This window comes from Clostridium sp. UMB9555A, from assembly GCF_030222355.1.
In the GTDB taxonomy this organism is placed as follows: Bacteria; Bacillota; Clostridia; order Clostridiales; family Clostridiaceae; genus Sarcina; species Sarcina perfringens.
The window spans coordinates 1-22,897 of sequence record NZ_JASORQ010000014.1 but is presented as its reverse complement, the minus strand read 5'-3'; the positions used below and the strand labels follow the sequence as shown (position 1 = coordinate 22,897).

Annotated in this window: 28 protein-coding genes; 7 read left to right on the top strand and 21 right to left on the bottom strand. The window is 24.5% G+C overall.

All coding sequences use genetic code 11. The features are described 5' to 3' along the window. The first annotated feature begins 293 nt into the window (after window positions 1-293). Together QP548_RS16255 and QP548_RS16250 are read left to right on the top strand one after the other, a co-directional pair. Window positions 294-1,220 (top strand): ParM/StbA family protein, encoded by a 927-nt coding sequence (locus tag QP548_RS16255; protein WP_003479727.1) that lies wholly within the window; start codon window positions 294-296, stop codon window positions 1,218-1,220. After that, window positions 1,199-1,462, top strand: coding sequence for a hypothetical protein (locus QP548_RS16250; RefSeq protein ID WP_003448998.1), 264 nt, complete (start codon window positions 1,199-1,201; stop codon window positions 1,460-1,462). Before QP548_RS16255 ends, QP548_RS16250 begins: the two co-directional genes overlap by 22 nt. 56 nt (window positions 1,463-1,518) lie before the next feature. On the opposite strand, the gene QP548_RS16245 is transcribed toward QP548_RS16250, so the two are convergent. The 4 genes from QP548_RS16245 to QP548_RS16230 all read right to left on the bottom strand — a co-directional run bounded on the left by QP548_RS16245 (window position 1,519) and on the right by QP548_RS16230 (window position 3,662). After that, window positions 1,519-2,016, bottom strand: a complete 498-nt coding sequence (locus QP548_RS16245; protein WP_060671337.1) for a hypothetical protein — start codon at window positions 2,014-2,016, stop codon at window positions 1,519-1,521. A 65-nt stretch (window positions 2,017-2,081) separates the two neighbouring features. Next, window positions 2,082-2,309 (bottom strand): hypothetical protein, encoded by a 228-nt coding sequence (locus tag QP548_RS16240; protein ID WP_003474956.1) that lies wholly within the window; start codon window positions 2,307-2,309, stop codon window positions 2,082-2,084. A 285-nt stretch (window positions 2,310-2,594) separates the two neighbouring features. Continuing rightward, complete coding sequence (locus QP548_RS16235; protein ID WP_061416225.1) at window positions 2,595-3,125, bottom strand: transcriptional regulator; 531 nt, start codon at window positions 3,123-3,125, stop codon at window positions 2,595-2,597. A 66-nt stretch (window positions 3,126-3,191) separates the two neighbouring features. Further along, complete coding sequence (locus tag QP548_RS16230) at window positions 3,192-3,662, bottom strand: hypothetical protein (protein WP_003458835.1); 471 nt, start codon at window positions 3,660-3,662, stop codon at window positions 3,192-3,194. Between the two features lie 222 nt (window positions 3,663-3,884). Between QP548_RS16230 and QP548_RS16225 the strand changes: the two genes are divergently transcribed. Together QP548_RS16225 and QP548_RS16220 are read left to right on the top strand one after the other, a co-directional pair. Continuing rightward, window positions 3,885-4,208: a PadR family transcriptional regulator gene (locus tag QP548_RS16225; RefSeq protein WP_003458893.1), complete on the top strand. Its 324-nt coding sequence runs from the start codon at window positions 3,885-3,887 to the stop codon at window positions 4,206-4,208. A 3-nt stretch (window positions 4,209-4,211) separates the two neighbouring features. Then, window positions 4,212-4,853 (top strand): hypothetical protein, encoded by a 642-nt coding sequence (locus tag QP548_RS16220; RefSeq protein ID WP_003458857.1) that lies wholly within the window; start codon window positions 4,212-4,214, stop codon window positions 4,851-4,853. A gap of 10 nt (window positions 4,854-4,863) precedes the next feature. Here QP548_RS16220 and QP548_RS16215 read toward each other — a convergent pair whose 3' ends face one another. The 9 genes from QP548_RS16215 to QP548_RS16175 all read right to left on the bottom strand — a co-directional run bounded on the left by QP548_RS16215 (window position 4,864) and on the right by QP548_RS16175 (window position 12,572). Continuing rightward, window positions 4,864-5,565, bottom strand: a complete 702-nt coding sequence (locus QP548_RS16215; RefSeq protein ID WP_124045506.1) for a beta2-toxin — start codon at window positions 5,563-5,565, stop codon at window positions 4,864-4,866. Between the two features lie 350 nt (window positions 5,566-5,915). After that, on the bottom strand, window positions 5,916-6,044 hold the full coding sequence (locus tag QP548_RS16210; RefSeq protein ID WP_075807966.1) for a S26 family signal peptidase: 129 nt from the start codon (window positions 6,042-6,044) through the stop codon (window positions 5,916-5,918). A gap of 145 nt (window positions 6,045-6,189) precedes the next feature. Next, window positions 6,190-6,924 (bottom strand): recombinase family protein, encoded by a 735-nt coding sequence (locus QP548_RS16205; RefSeq protein ID WP_061416229.1) that lies wholly within the window; start codon window positions 6,922-6,924, stop codon window positions 6,190-6,192. A 200-nt stretch (window positions 6,925-7,124) separates the two neighbouring features. Further along, entirely contained in the window at window positions 7,125-7,580 is a 456-nt protein-coding gene (locus tag QP548_RS16200; RefSeq protein WP_061416231.1) for a hypothetical protein, read from the bottom strand. A 2-nt stretch (window positions 7,581-7,582) separates the two neighbouring features. Further along, entirely contained in the window at window positions 7,583-8,233 is a 651-nt protein-coding gene (locus QP548_RS16195) for a S1 family peptidase (RefSeq protein ID WP_061416233.1), read from the bottom strand. Window positions 8,234-8,388: 155 nt separating this feature from the next. Further along, window positions 8,389-9,210: an HNH endonuclease gene (locus tag QP548_RS16190; RefSeq protein WP_061416235.1), complete on the bottom strand. Its 822-nt coding sequence runs from the start codon at window positions 9,208-9,210 to the stop codon at window positions 8,389-8,391. Next, complete coding sequence (locus QP548_RS16185) at window positions 9,197-10,846, bottom strand: AAA family ATPase (RefSeq protein ID WP_061416238.1); 1,650 nt, start codon at window positions 10,844-10,846, stop codon at window positions 9,197-9,199. The genes QP548_RS16190 and QP548_RS16185 overlap by 14 nt, the downstream gene beginning before the upstream one ends. 397 nt (window positions 10,847-11,243) lie before the next feature. Then, on the bottom strand, window positions 11,244-12,101 hold the full coding sequence (locus tag QP548_RS16180) for an Rpn family recombination-promoting nuclease/putative transposase (protein ID WP_061416240.1): 858 nt from the start codon (window positions 12,099-12,101) through the stop codon (window positions 11,244-11,246). Between the two features lie 63 nt (window positions 12,102-12,164). Then, a complete protein-coding gene (locus tag QP548_RS16175; RefSeq protein ID WP_003453212.1) occupies window positions 12,165-12,572 on the bottom strand; it encodes a hypothetical protein in 408 nt (135 codons plus the stop codon). Between the two features lie 128 nt (window positions 12,573-12,700). Between QP548_RS16175 and QP548_RS16170 the strand changes: the two genes are divergently transcribed. Continuing rightward, a complete protein-coding gene (locus tag QP548_RS16170) occupies window positions 12,701-13,603 on the top strand; it encodes a hypothetical protein (protein ID WP_003449037.1) in 903 nt (300 codons plus the stop codon). A gap of 24 nt (window positions 13,604-13,627) precedes the next feature. Beyond that, a complete protein-coding gene (locus QP548_RS16165; protein WP_003448966.1) occupies window positions 13,628-13,861 on the top strand; it encodes a hypothetical protein in 234 nt (77 codons plus the stop codon). Between the two features lie 311 nt (window positions 13,862-14,172). On the opposite strand, the gene QP548_RS16160 is transcribed toward QP548_RS16165, so the two are convergent. From QP548_RS16160 to cpe, 6 genes are all read right to left on the bottom strand, one after another. Then, complete coding sequence (locus QP548_RS16160) at window positions 14,173-14,484, bottom strand: hypothetical protein (RefSeq protein WP_003449057.1); 312 nt, start codon at window positions 14,482-14,484, stop codon at window positions 14,173-14,175. A 145-nt stretch (window positions 14,485-14,629) separates the two neighbouring features. Next, entirely contained in the window at window positions 14,630-14,800 is a 171-nt protein-coding gene (locus QP548_RS16155) for a hypothetical protein (protein ID WP_224387298.1), read from the bottom strand. 714 nt (window positions 14,801-15,514) lie between these two features. Next, window positions 15,515-16,921, bottom strand: coding sequence for an amidoligase family protein (locus tag QP548_RS16150; protein ID WP_061416242.1), 1,407 nt, complete (start codon window positions 16,919-16,921; stop codon window positions 15,515-15,517). A gap of 100 nt (window positions 16,922-17,021) precedes the next feature. Continuing rightward, window positions 17,022-17,351 carry a hypothetical protein gene (locus QP548_RS16145; RefSeq protein WP_236907371.1) on the bottom strand — a complete coding sequence of 110 codons (330 nt, stop codon included), beginning with the start codon at window positions 17,349-17,351 and terminating at the stop codon, window positions 17,022-17,024. A gap of 224 nt (window positions 17,352-17,575) precedes the next feature. Beyond that, window positions 17,576-18,997: an IS4 family transposase gene (locus QP548_RS16140; protein ID WP_061416244.1), complete on the bottom strand. Its 1,422-nt coding sequence runs from the start codon at window positions 18,995-18,997 to the stop codon at window positions 17,576-17,578. 316 nt (window positions 18,998-19,313) lie between these two features. Then, complete coding sequence (gene cpe / locus QP548_RS16135) at window positions 19,314-20,273, bottom strand: enterotoxin CPE (protein ID WP_003470007.1); 960 nt, start codon at window positions 20,271-20,273, stop codon at window positions 19,314-19,316. 359 nt (window positions 20,274-20,632) lie between these two features. Here cpe and QP548_RS16130 point away from each other — a divergent pair, with 359 nt between their 5' ends. Continuing rightward, the gene (locus QP548_RS16130) at window positions 20,633-20,848 is read left to right on the top strand and encodes a phage holin (RefSeq protein ID WP_003470011.1); all 216 of its coding nucleotides are present in this window, start codon (window positions 20,633-20,635) and stop codon (window positions 20,846-20,848) included. 676 nt (window positions 20,849-21,524) lie between these two features. Here the strand turns inward: QP548_RS16130 and tnpA are convergent. Both tnpA and QP548_RS16120 read right to left on the bottom strand, forming a co-directional pair. After that, entirely contained in the window at window positions 21,525-21,980 is a 456-nt protein-coding gene (gene tnpA / locus QP548_RS16125) for an IS200/IS605-like element IS200S family transposase (RefSeq protein WP_003470025.1), read from the bottom strand. 587 nt (window positions 21,981-22,567) lie between these two features. Next, window positions 22,568-22,897, bottom strand: a 330-nt coding sequence (locus QP548_RS16120) for an SWIM zinc finger family protein (RefSeq protein WP_284905655.1), incomplete at its 5' end; no start/stop codon positions are given.

The window sequence follows — 22,897 nt, the reverse complement described above, 5'->3', positions numbered from 1 at the left end:
TTTCCGTACTATTTAATTTAATTGAGTTAATAATACCATGTTAAAAATAATTTTTCAAGAGAGTAAAATTATAGAAAATTTTACTCTCTTTTATTTTAGCCTCGATTAAAAACATCACAATTTTACGTAATGGCAGTTTGTTGAAATTGAAAAACATCACAATTTTACGGAAAATGCTTGATTTAGATTGAAAAAAATGATAATATTAAAACATAAACATCACAATTTTACGTAATTTAGATTTTGCAAGTGAAAAACATCACAATTTTACATAATAGAAAGGATTGATAAAAATGATTTTAGGATTAGATATTGGTAATATTACAAGTATTGGTGTAGGTGACAAAGAAGACTTTGTAACTGAAAGTAGATTAAGAGAGTTTGAAGAATTGGATGATTTTAGTGGGAATGATATTGTTGAAATAAATGATAAAAAATTTATTTTCAATGAGGGATATTTTGAAAATAATGTAGTAAAACATGAAAAAGAAAATTTTATAAATTTATTATATTATACTATTGCTAAAACTTTAGATAAGGAAAATAGTAAAGAAAATGATGTCAAGATAGTTATAGGTGTTCCAGCAGGGCAATATAACTCAGAGAAAGAAAGACTAAAGAAAGTTATTTTAAATAATCAATGTAAAAATATAAAAATAAATGGAGAATCAAGAACAATTAATATAGAAGATATATTTATAGCTCCAGAAGGATATGGTGCTAAAGTAGAAGCACTACAAGCTAAAAAAGAAAAAGTGAAACTATTAATGGTTGATATTGGTGGGGGAACTAGCGACGCTGCTTTATTTGATGAAAATGGAAGATTTATTGGTGGAAAAAGTATAAAAGTTGGATTATTAGATTTATATAAAAATGTTCAAGAAGTTTTGGACTTGAAATATAAATTAAGTGTAAGTTTAGAAGATGCTAGAAAATATTTTGATGGAGAATTAGATATAAGGAATGAAAAGTTTGAAGTAGAAAATACTTATAAAACAGAAGCATTAAATAAGTTGGTTAAGTTTTTAATAAATGAATTAAGGGGATTATATCCTAATATATCTCAATATGCAATATGTCTTTGTGGTGGAGCGGCTGGTAGAATATTACCTGTATTTAAAAAAGTATATATTCAAGCAGAAGCAATAACAGACATAAAGGCAAATGCTAAAGGTTTCAGAAAGGTAGGTCTTGCAAAATGGCAAAACCAAGGGAAATAAGAATAACATTTAAGGAAAAGGAAGCAGATCTTTACGATTATATACAAGAGAAAAGTAGTGCAAGTGCTTTTTTAAAAGATTTAGCTAAGTTGGAGAAAAAAAAGGAAGAAATATATTTGAATAACTTAACATCTTCTGATATAAGTGATAAAATTTTATCTTCGCAGAAAACTAACTCTATAGAATACAAGGAAAAAGAAGAAACTTTGGTTTTACCTGATATAAGTGATTTAGAAGATTAAATTTAATACTATATGTAATTTTTATAACTGGAAATAAAATTTCCAGTTATATTTTTTTAAAATACTCCTAAAAGTCTTTTTCTCTTTTTTTTAGTTTGTATTGAATCAATAACAAGTTTTAAATTATTGACTTCTTCATGGAGCTCTTTAAATTCATGATTTTTTTCTTCAAGGTCTTTTATTCTTTTTAAGTTATTAGTTATAACATTATTTAGAATAGATATTTGATTATCTTTTAATTTTATTTGATTTTGTAGAATTTCTATAGTTGATGTAAAATCAGTATTTTCTTCAGTTTTTACATCAACTATAGTATTTTTTTCTTCTAATGATTTATCTTCTTGTTTTATATCTATATTTTTATTTTCTTGTGGTTTAATATTATTTCTTTTATTTTTAATTTCTTCTTCTAATAATTTGAAAAGTTCATTGCTTATCGCTACTTGACCACCGTTCTTTTTAACTAATGGAGAAAATCTTTTTTTTCTAAGCAAATTATAAACTTCAGTCCTGGTTAAATCTAATTCATTGGCTACTTCTTGAGCTGTTTTCATATCTTAACTCCCCCTAATTTAAGAATATATAAATAATATTCTTGAAAATTATGGAAAATCCTTTATTAAAAATTATTCTTAATAATATTTTTAAATTCTTTCTTTAATTTATTTTTATTTAAGGCTCTATTTATAATATGTTCATTCCTAAATTCATTTAAATGTCTATATATATGTTTTTGAATAGCATCTTTAGAAAAGTCATTATTTAATAATTTTTCAATTTCTTTTACATTTAAGCCATTTCTATAAAGAATTTTTATACATTTCTTATCTTCTTCTGATAATCTCATAAATTTTCTCACCACAATTTATAATTACTATGAGTATAGGATATAATTAAATTGTATAATATTCTTGGTTAATTCTAAACACAAAAAAGATTATCTCTAAAATTAAAGAGATAATCTTTTTTGTGTTAATAGATATACAGATCAAATTAAGTTTGCAATTAATTTAATAGTTAATACTGGTTTAACTAGTGACTGATAAACTCGAAAGTTTCTAATACATTATTACAGTAAATTTTAATATTGTTAACCTATTTTAACGTTTCTTTTATGTTTTTTCAAGTAATATCAGAAAAAATCTCTATAAACACCAATAATCTTCCCTAAAACTATAGGATCAGTATCATATACCTTTTCATAATCTGAAAATATTTTTTTTATAAAGGTACGATTTTCAAATAATAATAATCCTATACTATCCTTTTTTAGAGAATTTACTTTCTCAACGATAATAATGTCATCAGGAAATATATTATCTACAGCTACTATATAATCATTAGTAACTTTCTTGGAAAATATATCATTATTAGTATTAACTTGTTTTTTTGAAAATTTAATTAAATTTTTAATAGTTTCTTCTGATACATTTTTTTTAATCTTTTTGTTTAAGTCAATAATATGAATACTTCTTTTTCTACCTCTCTGTTCTCTTTTCCCAAGTTTTATTAATCCATCTTTTTCTAACATTTCTAAATGTTTATAAACAGTAGATGATGACTTTAAATTTACTGCATGAGCAATTTCTCTAACCGTAGGTTGATATCCTTTTTCTTTTATAAAATCTATTAAAAATGTATATATTTGTTCTCTTTTTTTCATATGTTCACCTTATAAAAAAGAAGCAGCTTTTTATTACTTAAAGCTACTTCTTTATTTTAATTTATATTAAAATAGCTTGTACTCTCCATCATCAGATTTATAGTATATTTTAGCATACTTAAGTTCATTAAGGCCCTTAAAAAGAGTAAATTCATCAAATACATCCAGGATTACATCAGGAATTTCATAGTCCTTTTCATAATCTGGATCATCTTCAGATACAGCATAGTTATCTCTTACTTTCTTCCCGTTATTATAAACTTCAACATTAATTCCATTCATTATGCTATACATACTTAAAGCTCTTGCAAAGTCAATTCTAAATAGAAGCTGCATATTTCTATCATCAGTTTCTATATAATCTCTTATTAGTCTTGAAGTAATATCCTGTTCATTGTCTGCCTCGAATACTAGATCCTCAAAAACTAATACATATTTTCTATTTGCATTATCTATACTATCAATTTTTTGTATCCACTCTTTTTTTAGTCTAGGAGCTTCTCTTTCTAAATCATCTCTTGTTTTAACTAAATTCATACTTAATACACCTCTCAATATTTTTACTCACATTATAACTCAGAAATAAAAAAGTTAAAGCTTTTTGCTTTAACTTTTTTATATAAATTATAATACTTTAAGTATTTTTTGAAATTAATTAAAAAATATAATATATTTTTTAATTAATACCTTGTAAAGCAATGTATGTTTTCGTAAAATTAAATTATAGAACACTAAATTAACTTAAAGGGAGTTGATTTTTTGGATAGAGAGATATTAAAAGGTTCATTAGAAATAATTTTACTATCTTTATTAAAGAATAAAGATATGTATGGATATGAGATATCTAAAGAAATTAAAAACATAACTGAGAATGTTTTAATATTAGGGGAAGGAACTTTATATCCAGCACTTAAAAGATTAAAAGAAAAAAATTTAATACAAGATTATTTCATTGAAACTAATAGTTCAAAGAAAAAAAGAAAATATTATAAAATTACTGAAGCTGGTTTAATTGAATTAAATTTAAAACTTAAAGACTTTTATCTTATATCTAATTTAATAGAAAATATTAAGGAGGAATAAAATATGACATTGAAAAGACTTTTAAATAAAAAATTAAGGAAATTAGATATTTCATCTAGAGAATTATCAGAATTAAAATTAGAGTTACTTGATACCGCAGAAGAAATGAAAAAGGATTTTTTAAATGAAGGTTTTTCTGAAAAAGAAGCTAATGAGAAAGTAATTAACACTCTTCAGATAGATGAACTTATAAATTCTACTAAAGAGTCTTATCTTAAAGCAAATCTAATAAATACTAGGATTTTATCATCTTTATTTCTAGGAATATATACTATATTTATTTTAATTTGTATTTCCAATACTACTAATGGTGGTGGCTATTTATCAAAAGGTGCATATTTACCTTTTAAATTTTTATATAATTTATTTAATAGTAATAAACCGTTATTAGATAATGTATTTGTATTAGATCAATTATTTATTCTATTATTATTTATACCTTTTGGTATTTTAATACCTATTGTTATAAATAAATATAATTCTCTAAAACCAAGTTTAATTATTTTTTTATTATTTAATGTTATTATTTCATTGTTACATTTTTATTCTTTTAATTTTGATTTAACAATTTTTAGAATAATATCATCCATTCTAGGTTTTTATATTATTAAAATATTAAAAATCAAAAGAAAAAATGAGGCGTAGCCTCATTTTTTTAATAACAATAACCCTCACCAAATACTTTAATCGATGCTGGAGTATAATTTTCTACTTTAATTCTATAATTTTTGAAAGTTTCTCCTGAACCTAGATATAATTTTATCTGTCTAGCATAATCCGGATTTTCACCATATACCCATTGAGAAGCTCTAATGTCATCCCCCCACATCCAATGGTCTACTACACTGTATTTTACCTTTAAGGATCTTGATCCAGAAGTTGCATATTGTCTAAAGTTTAATGTAATCGTATTAGAACTATATTGAAATTTACTAGAACGTGTAAAACTAACAGCGTCTCCAATATATTGACTTAATTCGTCATCCCATGTACAAACTTGAGTTCTGAAACTTGGTGTAGGAATACATTTACCTTCATTTACTATTGATATTCTATTCATATTACTTACCATTAATTTATTATCAATATATGATACTGTAAATTCCATATTGTATATAGCACCATTTAAAAACTCTGTTTTCACAGAAAAAATTTCGCCATTATCAATTTTTCTTGAACCTGTTATTTCATATGATTTAAGTTTTTGGTTAGGATCATATTTAAATTCCATTAACATGTTTTTATATTCTTCTTTAGTAACAGCTCTACTATCTTTAGAAATATCTACTATCGTATCAATATCATAATTTTTAAAAGCTTCTAAATACTGTACCATTACAGATTGGTATTTATTCATTTCATTTGCTTTAACTGTATTAGATAACTGTATTCTCAAATTTTTAACATTTTTTAAATAAAGATACTTTTTAAGAATTATTATCTAGAATTATGTTAATTTATCAAAAGGAAGATTATAATATTAGAAAGGTTGATTTTTAGATTAATTAAATTAATAATAAATTTAATTTTAAGTAGGTGATTATTTGAAACTATTTCTTAGATATTTGATATATTCAATAATAATTTGGGTTATAGGATTTATTATGTTAATAATGATTCCTAAATTTTTATGGATTCCTTTACTTATAATATTAGTTATTATAAGTAATATTAATTGGGTTTTATATTCTGCAAGAAAAAATAAGGTTAATAAAAAATATTAACCTTATTTTTTCTTGCAGAATTAAAGAGTAAAATATCTCCTCTCTTTATATTTGAATTATTATAAACTTTCGTAACAAATAGTTGATTTCCAACTTTTAATGTTTGGGACATTAATTGGCTAGGAACTACTATTTTGTATAAAATAATTTATTGATAATTACAGCAAGTAAAATTGCTAAAATTATTGGAATTAACCAATTACTAAATAAGTTTCTAAGCTTTTTATTTGAAAACATATAAAATTACCTTCATTTTCTTATTTTTCAATTTCATATTTTTTTATTAAGTTATAAAAAGAATTTTTCTTTAAATTCATTAGTTCCATAGCCTTTACTCCTGTAATTTCTTTGGCTTTCCACTTGTCATATACTTCTTTAAAATTACCTGGATATTCTATTCTTGGTCTACCTAAATGTTTTCCTTTAGCTTTCGCATTAGCAATACCTTCGGCTTGTCTTTGCTTAATCTTTACTCTTTCTTTTTCAGCCATATAGCTTAATAATTCAAATACTATATTTGATATTAAGGTTTTTTCTAAATTACTTTTACCTTCAGTATTTAGTATAGGTGTATCAATAACAACTATATTTATCTCTTTTGCCTGCAGATCATTCCATTCTTCTTTAATTTGTGCCATATTTCTACCTAGTCTATCTAGTTCTTTTATAACTAAAACATCACCACTTCTTAATAGCTGCTCTTTAAGTGTTTTATATCCTTCTCTATTAAAGTCTTTTCCACTTTGCTTATCAGTTATTATGTCTCTTTCATTTACACCATACTCCTTTAAGGCTTCTATTTGTCTATCTAAATTTTGCTCTTTGGAGCTTACCCTTGCATAGCCATAGAGTTTACTACTTTCTATATTAATTACCCGTAAATCTTTATCCTTACCTGTTTCAATATAACTTTCCATAAGAACTTTACTGCTAAAGGTTTGAGTAAATTTTTGATCTGAGTCACCATATACATAAGTCAACTTATAACGCATTTTTATCACTCCATATTTAAATTATTACTTTAAGTATAGAAAAAACGTTTATTAAAATCAATAGATTTTAATAAACGTTTAAAAAGAAATTTATATACATTTAAAAACGAAAAATAAATAAATTAAATAAAGTTTATAAAGGTGAACTTTTATAAACTGTTTTTATAAATTGACATGATAATAAAATTTTAAATTACTAATTATATAGAATTTGTGATTTTTTTCTCTTTACAACATTTACACCAAGCATTTAAGGTTACTTTTCCCATGCCAACAAGTAATAGAGCTACTATAGGAGCTATAAAAGTTCCTGATGTTCCAACAAAAGGTGCAATTGCAGATGAGATAAAGCCTATCACATAGCCTTTTGAAAGAGTAACTTCGTTTGATAACTTTGATCTATATGAATCATATTTAGAATCTCCACATAAAAGTCCTTCAAATTCCTCTTTAATTTTTTCTAAAAATATATTATTTCCTTTTTCAGTTCCAAATGGTGCAATATTTTTAGGACTTGCTGATAACCATAATTCAGCAACTTCTGTAGTAGAATATCCCTTTTCTAAAAGTTCATTAATTTTATTTTTTTGATATGTAGGTAACGCATCTATCCATGAGCTTGTACTATCATTAATTAAATTATTTAATATTTCCATATTTAAATCATATCCTTTATGTATTCAGCTGAAACAGCATGTGTTGTTTGATGAAGTGTTTGAGGATCTATCCCTCCAATAGTAATAGCACCAGCATATGGAGCATAAGAACCAATTAGTATAGCAACAAGTTTTTTAGTTTTCAAATCAAATATAGGGCTGCCAGACTGACCTGGTCTAGATTGAACATTTAATATTAAATGTTTATTTTTTATACCGTTATTTTCAATTAAAACTTTTGCTCCTATATTAGTTTGTTGTTCTGTTAAAACTAATCTTCCATGGTCTGCATGAGGAAATCCCAATATAGCTACTGAATTTCCTGGAACACATTCATCAGCTGATCCTATTTCTATAGTGCTGTAAATATGTACATTTGATTTTAATATACATATATCATTAAAAGGATCTGTTGCAATTATTTTAGCTTCACTATATTGTATATTTAAATCTGTTATATCTTGATAATCATAAAAATTTTTTGTACATTTAGAATTAACTATAACTAAGTTTGAGTCATCATTATTTGGAACATGAGATGCAGTTACTAAAAGACCCTTTTTATTTAATAAACAGCATGTTCCTAATAAAGAAATTCCAGTTTGCGTAATTCTACCGACTGCAAATACAATATTATTAATATCTGAAAACATATTTATTTCCTCCTTTTTTAAGTTAATATCATTTCTATTATATAGTTATATTAATTTATTTGTAAATAATAAACAATTTAACATATTAATTAACAAATAAATTCTAATTCTTTTTTATAAGGAATTTATATTATTTACTTTATTTTAATATTACTTCAACTAAAAAATGTTTTAAAAAACCATTCACTTTCAAGTAAACATTTATATCCAGCATATCTCCAAGGCATAATCTTTTTATTGTAATAAGATTTAACCTTTCTTTCAATAGCCTTCTTAATTTCCTCTTTTATTCCTTCTTCTTGATAAAGCTGATTTAATTCCTCAATATAAATAGAATATTCAGTTACAAAATCTGAAAGGTATAGTTCGTCTATTTTTAATTTTTTAAAATGAAATATCACTCTTTTATAAAATGTATTGCTCCACCTGTCTAACTTTTTTATACTAAATCGAAAGCCTATATTAATATTTTCTGTAATGACACATTCAATATATTCAAATGCATCAAGCATTTCAATGTCATAATATGGATGAATTAGTTGATTTTCATTTTCTAAAGAGAAGTAATTGCCTTTTAATTCATTACATTCTTTACATATTGGAACTAAGTTTTTAGCTACAATTGCTAAAGCTGGGAATTTAGATTTAGGTAAATAATGATCTACTTGCTTAACTTCTCTTGTTGGAACATTGCAATATGGACAATATTTCTCTCCATTTCTAATTATTTGATAAAACTTATATATATTTTTGTAATTCTTATTAGAGAATTTTTTACTATACATTTTTATCATATAATCATTATAATCTTCGTTTAAGCTTTGAAATTTACTTTCATCATTAACTAAACTTTCTACATTAGAAATAATTTCTTTATATTTAATACTTTTCTCAATGATTCTCTCTTTATACTTTAATTCAACAAAAGAATTACAAATTTCTTCTTGGTTTATAATAGGCTCTTTAATTTTCCTCATTATTAGACCTCTTTTGACTCAATAGACTTTGGATTAATATTTGTCCTAGCGAACCTACTTTACCTTCAAATTTTTGAAAAGTTTCATCAAAGTTACTCTCTAATTCTTTTTGTAATAATTGATAAAAACCGGTTTTTATTACTTCTAATCCAAAAATTTCTCTAGTTAAGGAATCTGTATTAGTTGCAAATGTTTCTAGTATAACATCTTCAAAGTGGATATCATCACCATCTCTTGTTATTCTATTTACACATGATTTTGGAACTTCTTGAATAACTATAGGTGAATGAGTTGCTATAATTGCTATTGCATTTTTTTTCAATAATAAAAATGATAATGTTCTTATATAGTTAGATAATAATGGTGGATGTAGATGGGTTTCTGGTTCGTCAATTAATACAATTGTTTTTTCATGTACTGAGTCAACTAGTGCAGTTAATGATAAAATTATTATCATATGACCAGAGCTTAGTCTTAGAAAAAATTTTTTAACTAATGTATTGTCTACTATACTTGAATATTCATTACCTCTCTTATTATCAAAAAGTATAATTTCTTTTTCATTAAAATATTTTTCTAATATTTTAATGAACTGATTATCTCTGAACATAGAATCATTATCAAGATATTTACAAGTTTCAATATAGGTTTCTATTTTATTTTTATTTTTTTTAATATTTTCTAAAAAAGATATAAATTCTTCTGCTAAATCATCTACAGATTTGGTTTTATTTTTACCATCTTTTTCATTTTTACTTATTAACCCTATATATTTATATATTTTATTAAAATCATCTATTTTTTTATCCGTTATTTTTTCAGAATCTTTAATTTCTAAAGATAATGCATCATCAAAAACACTAAATGATACTCCAACAACACCAGCAAAACTGTTTTTTGGTGCATCAATAGAAAATTCATCACTCGTATCATATTTTTGAGATTTTTCAAATTCTAATTCGCATTCATTTCCATTTTTTAATAGTTTTAGTAACATATTATGCAATATCCATGTTTTACCAACGCCATTTCTTCCTATAAGTATATGTATATTGCTTGGTGGCAATGAATTGGGAATAACATCTATATTTATTTTCTCATTCCTATATTTGAAATTAAAAGAATATTTCGTTAGTTCAGCTTCCCCTTTTGAAATTCTATTAAACTGTTGTACATTTGCAGTATATAAACTTCTCATCAGTGAATTAATTAAAGAAGGTTCATGGTTATTATATAGTTCATTAAAGCGTTCATAATCATATCCTAAATCATTTAATGCTTCATAATATTCAGTATTTTTATCTCCAAAAATATCATTTACTTTTTTATAATAATTAATATCTTGACCTAAAGAGAAAAAAGAATTAGACAGATTATTAAATAATTCTGTTGATATTAAATTTTCAACTGAATATGAACTATAACCATTTTTTGATTCACTTTCTTCTACTTTTGAGCTCAAAGATTCACATCCAATTTTTAATAATCCTATTTTTTCTAATTTATCTTTTGAATTACGTTTATAATAAGCATTAAACCTAGTACAATATCCATAATCGTCCCAGTAATCATATATAAGATAAACTACTCCTACATCTATTGCCTCAGTAATACTTTCTATTCTTTTAAATTTCATTTTCTACTCCTTAAAAATAAATTTTTTACATATTATCTTAGTTACTAAGAATATCTTTTATTTATTTATATGATTAAATTTCAAATATTTATAATATAATGTTAAAATAGCTTTTATTTATAAATTATAACAAAAAAATTCAAATTTATATTTAATATAATAATTTTAGTTATTAAAATAAAAAGTGAAATTTCTTATAATAGTTTGTATTAAGTATGTTCAATATTTTTGTGCTAACTAAAAAAAGACTCTATAATTTAGAGTCTTTTTTTAGTTAGTACAAAAATATTATTAATTATTTGTTTTTTTCTCAAGCTTTTTCTTCATATAGAAGTATCCCATTAATCCACCTATAATAGCACATATTATAATTATATTCATACTATTTCCTCCTTTATTAAATATCTTTTTTTATTTTTAATATTTCTTCTTCGCTTAATCCCGTTATTTTTGAAATTAATGATATTTCTAAACCTTGGTTTAATGATGCCTTTACTAACTCTAACTCTCTTTCTATCTTTCCTTTAGCTTCAGCATTTTCTAAAGCAGATATTCTATCATATATAGCCTTTTCTCTCATGTTATACTGTTCTCTTTCCTTACTATCCATACTAAGCCTATATAGTTCAGATTTTGCTAACTTAATTTCTTCATTGCTTAATTCTAGTTGTCTTACAGTATTACTTTCAGGTTCAACTAAGAACTCTAACCATTTTTCTAGAGCATCCATTTTTTCAACATTTTCAACATACTCTTTATTACCTATTTCATTAAACTTAGGTAACTCAATGAAATGTATTTCTTGAAGATCTGTAAGCTCTTCATTTGAAGTTATTTCTTTTAGTCTATATGCATTATGATATTTATCATTTTTTAAATATTTAAAATTCAATATATTTATACAGACAGTTCTTTCTAACTTACTATAGTTATCTCTATTTTGTATTTGTTCTGAATACATTTTACTCCAGTAATATAAGGTCCTTTGTATCATGTTATATTCATTCTTTACCTGGATTTCAATATTTATATGCTCTTTATTGCTAGTTGTAGCCTTTACATCTAATCTACTAAATTTATCTTCTATAAAATCTTTATCTATATCGTTATTTTTGATTTCTACATCTTTTATGGGAGTTGTTGGTTTTATTACTGCATTTAAAAAGTTAATTAATATAGGTTTATTTTTTTCAGTACCAAATATCTTTTTAAACACAAAATCTATTTGTGGATTTAGTAATGTTCTATACACCATTTTAATTTACTCCTTTCAATAGTTATAATCTAATTATAATATAGTTTTATCTAAAAGCCCTAATTAAAATCTGTTTTTTAGAAATAATTCAGCTTTCTTCAGAAAAGGTATATAGGTTACATAGTCTCTATTTTTATTAAAGCCTTTTCTTTCATGATAAGTTGTTATGCAAGCTTTAAATATACTATGATCTGGGTAATATATCACAAGCTTATAGTCAAGATCTAAATTTAAAGGTCTCCTAATTTCTAATATTCTATCTACACTATTAATAGCACTAGTTCCCCCTTTTCTATTCTCTAGACTATCAAAAACATGAATACTTCTATTTAGTTTATCTATGTACACTTCAAAATAATTATATCCATTAAGGTTATTAGGTAATGCTAAAAGATATGTATTATCTTTAGCATTTTTTATTAAATAACTTTCAGGATTTATTTCACCTAAAGATTTATCAATCACTATCATACTGTCATTTCCTCCCCACTTATCTTTATATTTTGATTATATCATAAATTAATTAATGAAAAAAGATGTTTTCATTAATTAATTTATGATATAATATATTTAACATATTAAATATAAAGGGTGATGATATGAAGGATAATTTAAAAGAAATTTTTCTAAATGAACTTAAGAATAATAAGGACACTCCAAAACAAGAAATAATAAAATTTGCTGAAGAATGTGGAATAGATTTTAAACCTAGAGAAGCTAAATCTAAAATTATAGATAAATTAGTTGTAGCTGGAGAATTTAATACTATTTTTAATAAGTTTGAAAAGTTTGGATACATTCCTACATGGACAATTGCTGATTTTTATGGTGTTAATACTGAAAGAATAGATCAGCTTCATAAAATTGGAGCAATAAAAGAAATACCCGTTAAAAGGGAATATTACAGCAGATCTAGTAAATCATATTATACAGTTAATACATATCCAGTTAGTGTCTTAGAATATTCAAGAGAAGAATTAGACGAAGCATATAATCAAACTTATGGCCAAGAAGGATTTAAATTTAGAATTGAAACTAACTCAAAAGATGAAGTTGAAATATTAATTAATGAATTAAGAAAGCTTTTTAAAATAGAAAAGACACCTCAAATATATGAAAGAAGAAATGAAGGTTACAACACTTATTTTACTGTTAAACTATTGAATAATAGTAAGTTTGAACAGAATAAATTTTTATCAGAAATTGAGAGTTTAAAAAATAAGAATAAAGAAACTGAAGAATATTATCGTGATGTATTATCAGGAATTTATAAGAAATTTAATGTAGATAGTAGAATGGATTTAATGAGAGTAAGTCGAGAATATTTAGAGCTTAAAGAAAAATCTAAAAAGAATAGTCGTGGAGCAGGTAGAAAACCTAGATTTACTGAAGAAGAAAAAAATATGATAAAAGATCAAAGAAAAGAAGGAAAAACGATAAAAGAACTTGCAGCTTTAAATAATTGCAGCTTTGGAGTAATTCATAAAATTTTACATGAATAATAAATAAAAGGGGATTGAGATATTATGGATTTTATTTTAGTATTAATAGTTTTATGTATATTTAGTTTTTCAAATATGAAATTAATTAAGCTTGGTAGATATGTAATGCTAGTGTATTATTTTTATGCTGCTCACAATTATTATATCGTTGGAAATTATAGTGGAATAGCTTATTTAACAGGAATGTTTATGCTTTTATTTTTACCAAAGATAATAAGATTTATATTTATTTTAAAAACAAATAATAGATATTATTAATAGTAAAAAGAGCAGCTCAAAATCCCGAAAATTGAACTGCTCTTTAAAAATATAATTCAAAAAATGTTGACAATTTTATTTTATCAGAAATTAATATTTTTGAAAATTATTAATTTTTATTGTAAAATAATTATATCTTCTACTATTTGAAGATTCTTGAATCTATCTAGGTAGCCAGTTATTTATTAACTGGCTTTATTAATTTTAGTATTTAAAGTATAATATTGTTAAGCTATAAGTTTCTTGCTTTTTGCCTTTATATATAAAAACACTAAAAATAAAGTTACTTAAAAATAAGTAACTTTATTTTTTTATTCAAGTAAATTTTTATATAAATTTTCATTAAGATTATTATCTATCAATAATTTTAACTTTTTATAAGTTTGATTATAAAACTTATAATCTTTAGCATATTTTATTATTTCATAAAAGCTTAGCTCAAAGATATTATCAGCTATTGAATAATAAAAATCTGAATTTATCACTCCAAAAAAATATTTTATACTTTCTTCTAATGATAATTTTTGAACTTCTTCCAAGTCACATCGTTCGTCAGTATAATAACCATTTTTATCATTCCATTGTAAAAAGGCTAGTATCTTTCTTCTTATTAAACCATCCAAGGATCATCACTTCCTATATGTTAAAAACAAAAAAGAAAGTATTATCAATAATACTTTCTTTTTTATAAATTTAAATTTTTAATTTATAGACATATTTTTATACTATTTTTTGAGTTATATTGTATTTTTTGAAGTAAAAATCTTCTTAACCATCTAAAATAAAATCTAAACTTTTTTCAATTTTCACCATCCACTCTGGTGATGAATTAGTTTTAATAAATTTTATATAGCCCATTTTATTTAAATTATTTATACAGTCATCAACCACACTAGGAACATGGTTTGATGTTTTATTATCATAAAAATTTTCATACACATCGCTGACTAAAATCCTGGAATTTATCTTATTACTAGGACAAAAATTGTCATTTAGAGAACATTGTTTATAAATTAAAAAAATATGTTCTAACAACCATTTCTGTAAATTTTCCAGTAGGATTTTTTCTTTGGCTTAAAAAGTATTCCTTTTTATCATTAATCTTTTCTTTTGACCATTTCATATAATCACTCTCCTAAAATATTATACTTATTATAGTAAAAAGAAAGTATCTAAAAATAGATACTTTCTTAGTTATAAGTTGAAATGTGAAAAGCTATAATTATGATATAAAAACTCTTAAAAGATACACCTTAATTATAACTTTAAACTTAATAAATAAACAATATATTACTCTTTATTTTTCTTGAAATTTAAGTTAAAATATTTAAAAGACTTTCTTTGTTTTCTTAAATTACGTAAGGAAAAATGGCTATTTACATAGTAAAAGCTTAAAATTATTATACTATAAATTTAGGCAATTATGTTAAGAAATTTTTAAAATAAGAAAACGTTTAAATTTTTCTTTATTTATAATTATAAATTTTTTATAATTATAATATATTCATTTTGTATCACAATAAAAGTCATTGAAAGAGCTCTACTTAGTAAATCTAAGCAGAGCTCTTTCGTTATTTTAGTTTAATAAAAAGAGAAATGATTATTTATTGTAATACTTGTAAATATTATAATATTATTTTCTATAAAAGTATATTATCTCCATTCATTTTTCTTAAAAACATTTAATATTGCATTTTTATCTTTTCTGCGTGGAAATGCTAAGTCTAAAAACTCCATCATTTTCTTTTTAGTTTGGGTTCCTCCTAGTCTTGAAGTATTCTTTAGAATATTTCCTCTCTTTTTGAAAATTTCATCTTCAGTATCTCTAAATTTTGATTTTTCTGCAGCATTTATTATACCTGCAGCCATTTTTATATTAGCCTGGATTTGCTTCTCGTTTAATGAACCGTTAAAATGCCTAAATTCAACTGTAGGAGCTCTATCTCTTGCTATATTAGTTAAGTTAATACCATAATATCTATTTCCTTTTGAAACTTCTGCTGCCATTCTTCTTACATCTTCATCATTATCCATATTAAATCTTATATATTTACTTTCATCAGCCCTAGGACTAAATGGAGTGGCATAATGCCTAGCATTACTTCTTACTCTTCCTAAATCTCCACCTGCAGCTCTATAAATACAATCCTCATATACTTCTATAGTCTTAAAAAATCTTCTCCATCTTTGTCTTGCAGTATCTAGTTTTTCCATGTTTATATGAACATGGCCACCACACCTTTGATCTACTCTAGCCCCATGTCTTTTAGCAACATCACATATTACTTTTATTTGTTCCCATGTCTTTGGAGTATCTTTAAGAATAGGAGAAACTATTTCTCCACCGGCATCTCCATCGGATACGGAACCATCTCTCTCAAGCTTCCATTTGCCTGGCTCACTTCTTGAGTGATAGCCTAATCTTCTAGGAGAACTAACTATACCTAAATCATAGAGTTCTCGTGCTATAGCATTAGCATCACCACCAACAAATTCAAGTTCAACTCCAAATGTACTATTCTTACCATTTAGTACGTTTTCGTACTCATATTCTATAGAATCGTCATTAATTTCTGCAAAATCGTTATCGAAATCAGCTTCATTATCTGTATAGAAGTGATTATCGTCTTGTTCTTCGCCCCTAATATTTCTATTTATTTCATCTCTTATATCCCTAGCTCTTCTAGTAGCTTCTACATTGTTTATAGTATCTACTTCTGCAACTTCGCCTAAAGCTTCTCTGACCGCTATTAAGTGTCTGCAGCATTCATTTCTATAAACATATTGGCCACATTCACAGCTATTTTCATTCATATCAACAATGTAAGTTCCTCCTTCAGTTGAACTTACTTCATATCGATTATTACCTAAGGAAACTATATTTATATCTTCAATTCTATTTCTGGTCCTAGATAATCCTTGTACAGTTACTACATTATCTAATCTACCATTAACAGCATTAACTAAATCTTCTATTATTCCTTCAGAAAGATTAGATCCTGAGCCACCAATTAATCCTTCCGTTGTATTTGCAATAGTATTGCTTTTTCTTTTCGGCATAAAAATCACCTCTTTCATAAAATAAAAAGAAGTACAGCTATTGCTATACTTCTTATATGTGCAAGAACTGCACTAATTGAAAACGTTTCATAAATTAAAGCTACTTATTATACTTCTCATATAGTTTATTGTACTCACTAGTATAAAATTCTAGATTTTTTTTGAAAATATCATCTTTAGAAATAGATTTATCTAGTTGTTTTTTATCTTTTACAGATACTCCATTTCTACTATTAACCCAAGCAGCTTGATGTATAAAAGATATTTTTCTACTTTTACTTATTTTAAGGATTTCCTCAATTCTTTGGACTGAAGAAATACCTACAACCACTATTTCTACATCTAAAGGTATTTTAAAATTTAAAATTTTAAATCCTAGCAAGTAGTGTTTCCATGAGTTACTTGCTTTAAGTTTAGTATCTACATTCATGAAACTAAAAGCTATAGTTTTTATATTATTGGGATAGAATCCATGGCCGTCAACCTAAGAAGGTATAAAACATCAATTAAATTTTAGAGTAGAATTTTTATTAAAATTTATTTAAAATGCAAGATTAAATTATATAAAATCATAAAACTTGTATTTTTAAGCAAGCTAAAAAAGCCTATAAAATTTTAGTAGTAAATTTATAGGTTATTGAATTAATATTATAGTTAAATTGCAAATTTAACTACTTCGAAAGAGTTTAGTTTAATGAGTTTTAATATATCAAGAGCTGTTTTTTTATAATTTTTCTTAGATTTTATTCCAAATCGTCTAAAATTACTCAATATGACTTTTAAAATTCTACTAATATAAAATTCTCCTTTGAAAATATAAAAAGAGAGCTTAGGGAAGTATTGAGTTAAATTTCCGAAAGCTTTAAGCTCACTAAGTTCTTTCTTATCTTCTTCTAAAATAATAGATTTAGAAGTGGAAACTATTGTTGATGATAGCAATAAAGCTATCAATCTACCATATAAAAAGCACATGAATCGCTCTAATTTAACCTTTTTCACTTGATTAATTTTAAATATAGACTTCCACACTTTAAATATTATTTCTATTTGCCATCTTAATGAATATAGATCATGTACTTGATTTGCTGCAATAATATCACTGGGTACATTAGTAATATAGGCATCTACACTATTAAAATCTAATCTCCTTTGATTCAATGTTAATCTTTTCTTTTTTATACCCTCAATATGATTAAATATTTTTTTAGATTTGTTTTCTTCAGTTAATTTTGTTATAATTAATCTGCTTTTAAGCTCTTTTTTAGAGCCTATGTAGATATCATTAATTTCAATTATTTCGCCAGGTGCTAAAGGCTCTACTAGCTTAATGATATCTATTTTTATATACTCACTAGACTTTTTTATAGTTCCAACTTTATATTTTTCAGGATTTGGATTTTTTATATATAATGAAGTATTGCTTTTTACTTTCGATATAAAAGATGTCCTACTATTATCAAGCCTTTTCAAATAATCAATTTTAAAATAGCCTAAATCAGCTAATTTTAAGTCTTTATAATCTTTATATTTTTTCATTGTTTTCAAATACTCAACATCATTTTTTATGCCTGAAAATATATCTATATTCATAAATGAACCTATTAACAACTCATATTGCAACTGTACTTTTATTGATGATGGAGAAGCGACTCCCCCGGAACCTGGAAACTTCTTTTTAAACTCTTTAGGTAAAGTAAAACTTGTAGAATCATTTATAATTACTCTATCAAAATATGTTCTTAAAGTACGTTCTAAGTTAGTTAATGTATTATTTTGGGAATATAAAAATTTAATAAATATTTCTTTCATAAATTCAACTGAGTATTTATTAAAACGTTTATCTAAAGCTTGTTTAGATAGTTGCTTAGAAAATAACATATCATATTTTGAAACTAGTTGTGATAATGGAGCTGTACAGATATCGGAGCCATAGAACACGTTAAACATCAAAAAATCTTTAGCTATTATACTTCCTTGTCTTTGAATGAATTTTGTATCTTTTGCTATTTTGTTTATTTCATTAATATCAAAACTTTCTTTTATACTTTTAGATAAATATTTAAGCTTTTTATTCATAAAATTAAGCCTCACTTTCTATAATAATTAATTAAATATTATACATTATTATAAAAAGTGAGGCTTCTTAGGTTGACGGTCATGGACGCTACCCCTATAATACTTACTTTACAGTCAAACTATCGAATAATAGTAAATTTGAACAGAATAAATTTTTATTAGAAATTGAAAATTAAAAAAATAAAATAAAGAAACTGAAAAATATTATCGTGATATATGAAAAATTAAATTATAATAAAAAAATTAGATAGTATGTAATATTAAATTATTACATACTATCTTTTGTAAATTAATTTGATTATATTATTTTAAAATATTAAAATTTTTGAAATAATATTGAATAAGGGTAATTTCCACTATATGATGAATTAGCTTTCATTACAAGAACATATTGTCCAGCATCTAAGCTTATATCAACATAATGATCTTTTACTCCATCACCTAAGGACTGTTCTAATTTCACTAGATTATTAAAATTATTTGAATAAATATTAAAATCAACAATTTTGCTAGCTAAGATTCTATATTTTTGTCCAGTAGCTGTAATTGTTAAGTGTAAATTAAGCTTTTGAGTCCAAGGGTATGAGTTAGAAGAACGCCAATCATATAAATTACCAGCTGGATTTGAGTTTAATGCATCAGTTAAATTTAATCTTTCTGTAGCAGCAGCTAAATCAAGGATTTCTTTTTCTATATCTGTAGATGGAACTGTTAAAACACATCTTTCACCAGTTTCAATTAATGAACCTTGATCAATATTTCCTAAGCTATCTGCAGATGTTTTACTAAGCCATATTCCTGTTAATTTATAAATTGATCCATCATCAGAGATATTACCATGAGAAATTCTAATAGCTTGATACTTTCTATAAGTTGCATAAACCTTATAATATACATATTCATTTGGACCAGCAGTTGTAGATACAGATCTTTCTATTGTATTTTGTTCTCCTATAGTTATTCCAAATCCATATTCTACAGATGCTTGTATAAATTCAGAAGTAAATCCAACTGAAAAATTTACATTTATAGATACTTCTTTAGATTTAGTTAATGATTGGCTAAAGGTACCTGTTTCATTAGGATTAAGAATTTGACTTGAAACTACTGAGGGTTCCCCTAATATCCAACCATCTCCTTTATCTATTACATATAATCCATCACTTAAATTTGAGTTAGAGTTTGTAATATTAATTGGTGTTTTTAAATCCTCAGAAATAAGAAATACTTCTTTAGCATTTTCGAACACCATTGGATTTAAATTGTTACTAAGCATATTATAATTAACATCTCCTTATTTCTAATTTTTTTTATATAATATATTATTTAAAAGTTTTTATTTTGGATACATATCCTTAAAGTATTAACAAAATATTAAATAAAATATATATCTTTAATAATCTTGAATATATTTCTACATGGACATTTTATGATATTAATGCTGAAAGAATTAAAGCTTGGGTAATAAAAGAGATATCCGTTAAACAGATCAAGTTGAAATGTTAATTAATATAAAAGAAGAAATAAAGACTATACTACTTATTTTATAGTTAAACTATAAAAATAGACAATGTATATTAACATAATTTCACTAAACATAATATTATATATTATAAACAAGGAGAGTGATATATTATGATAAATAAATCACGTTTTAAGAATTATGGGTTATGGCTTTCTATAGCAACCTTAATTTCCTTGGTTTTACAAGGATTTGAAATTAATATTTTACCAGATAACTATCAAGAAATAGTTAAAGCTATACTCTCAATTTTGGTACTTATTGGAGTAATAAATCACCCAACAAGTAACTATAATGAATATAGCGATTATAAAGATAAAAATAAATAATTTTATCTTATTAATAAATGAGTATCAAGTTTATAGATACTCTAAGTATTTTATAAACTTGAACACTATTTTTATCTCTAACCCTGCGTATGTATTTTTCATATATATATCAACTTAATTTAAAGGAGAGAGTTTTTAATAAATATAATAATAACTCTAATTAAAGTTTTGATAAACTAATCCATTCTTCAAGTTAATAGATTGTATACAAAATGAATTGGTGAACATTAATGTGATGTATCTGATTCATTTAGAGTTTCTATTTCATCAGTTATTGTGAAAAGTAGAAAATATGTATAAATAAAAATTATAGATTTTTAACTAATAATAAAATAGAAATAAAAAGATTTCTAATCGTATTTAGGGTAGCTCTAAAATGAGCTACCTTTTATATTTTCAGAATTATATAAATTTATTAAAATTACTTTAAAAATTTAAATATCATAGCTATTTACTATCTCAATGTATACACTATTAATATTTATCTTAGTAATAATTTCACAATTAACATTTATAGAAATTTAAGTTAAAATATTTAAAAGACTTTATGTATAAGTGCCTAAGTTAAAATAAAAATCCACCAGCTTAGCTGGTGGTATTTCCTTAGCCCTATAAGGGCATACTACCTACGTTGCATCTTAAGACGCTTAAATTAGTCCGCCAGCCGCATACTTCTTTACTTGCTACACTTAAAAGTGTCCATATATTCTTTTAAACTTATTTGATCAGCTATCATATCTTCTTGTTCTTGATTTCTTATATAGTCTTCAATTGCCTTCTTATTTTTTCCGACAGTATCAACGTAAAATCCCATACACCAGAAATGTCTATTTCCATATTTATATTTTAAATTTGCAAATTTCTCAAAAATCATAAGACTACTTTTACCTTTTAGAACCCAAACGAAACTTGAAACACTCATTTTAGGTGGTATTTCAACAAGCATGTGTATGTGATCTACGCAAGCGTGCGCTTCGACTATCCTAACTCCTTTCCATTCACAAAGCTGCCTTAATATCTCACTTATTTCTTGTTTTTTCTCTCCATATATTTCTTTCCTTCTGTGTTTTGGTGCAAAAACTATATGATATTTACAATTCCATTTTGTATGTGCTAAACTGTTTGTATCCATTTAAAACCCTCCTTTTGTTACGAAAATTGGCTACGAACCTATTTTCATTTTAACAAAAGGAGGTTTTTTCTTACATCGCTAAAGCTCTTCTGAACACACTCGCATAGCAAGTGGTTTTCATTACACAACAAGAAAGCCCTACTTATTTTATAGAGCTTTCTTTGTTTTCTTAATTTCAAATAAAGGAAAGACTATTCACATATAGTAATAGCTTAAAATTATTATACTATAAATTTAGGCTATTATGTTAACAATTTTTTAAAAATAAGAAAACGTTTAATTTTTCTTTATTTATAATTATAATATATTTATTTTGTATCACAATAAAAGCCATTAAAAGAGCTATACTTAGTAAATCTAAGTATAGCTTTTTTGTTATCTTAGTTTAATTTAAAAAGAGAAATGATTATTTTTTGTAATGCTTGTAAATATTATAATATTATTTTCTATAAAAGTATATTATCTCCATTCATTTTTCTTAAAAACATTTAGTATTGCATTTTTATCTTTTCTACGTGGAAATGTTAAATCTAAGAACTCCATCATTTTCTTTTTAGTTTGGGTTCCTCCTAGTCTTGAAGTATTCTTTAGAATATTTCCTCTCTTATAGTATCTACTTCTGCAACTTCGCCTAAAGCTTCTCTGACCGCTATTAAGTGTCTGCAGCATTCATTTCTATAAATATATTGGCCACATTCACAGCTATTTTCATTCATATCAACAATGTAAGTTCCTCCTTCAGTTGAACTTACTTCATATCGATTATTACCTAATGAAACTATATTTACATCTTCAATTACTAAAGTAAAAGAACCGAATTTATTAGGACAAACAACCATACAACGCTTTCTTTTTTCACCACATTTACAAAAAGAAACATCACACATGGAACATCCATTACACATCTTTTCTTTTTT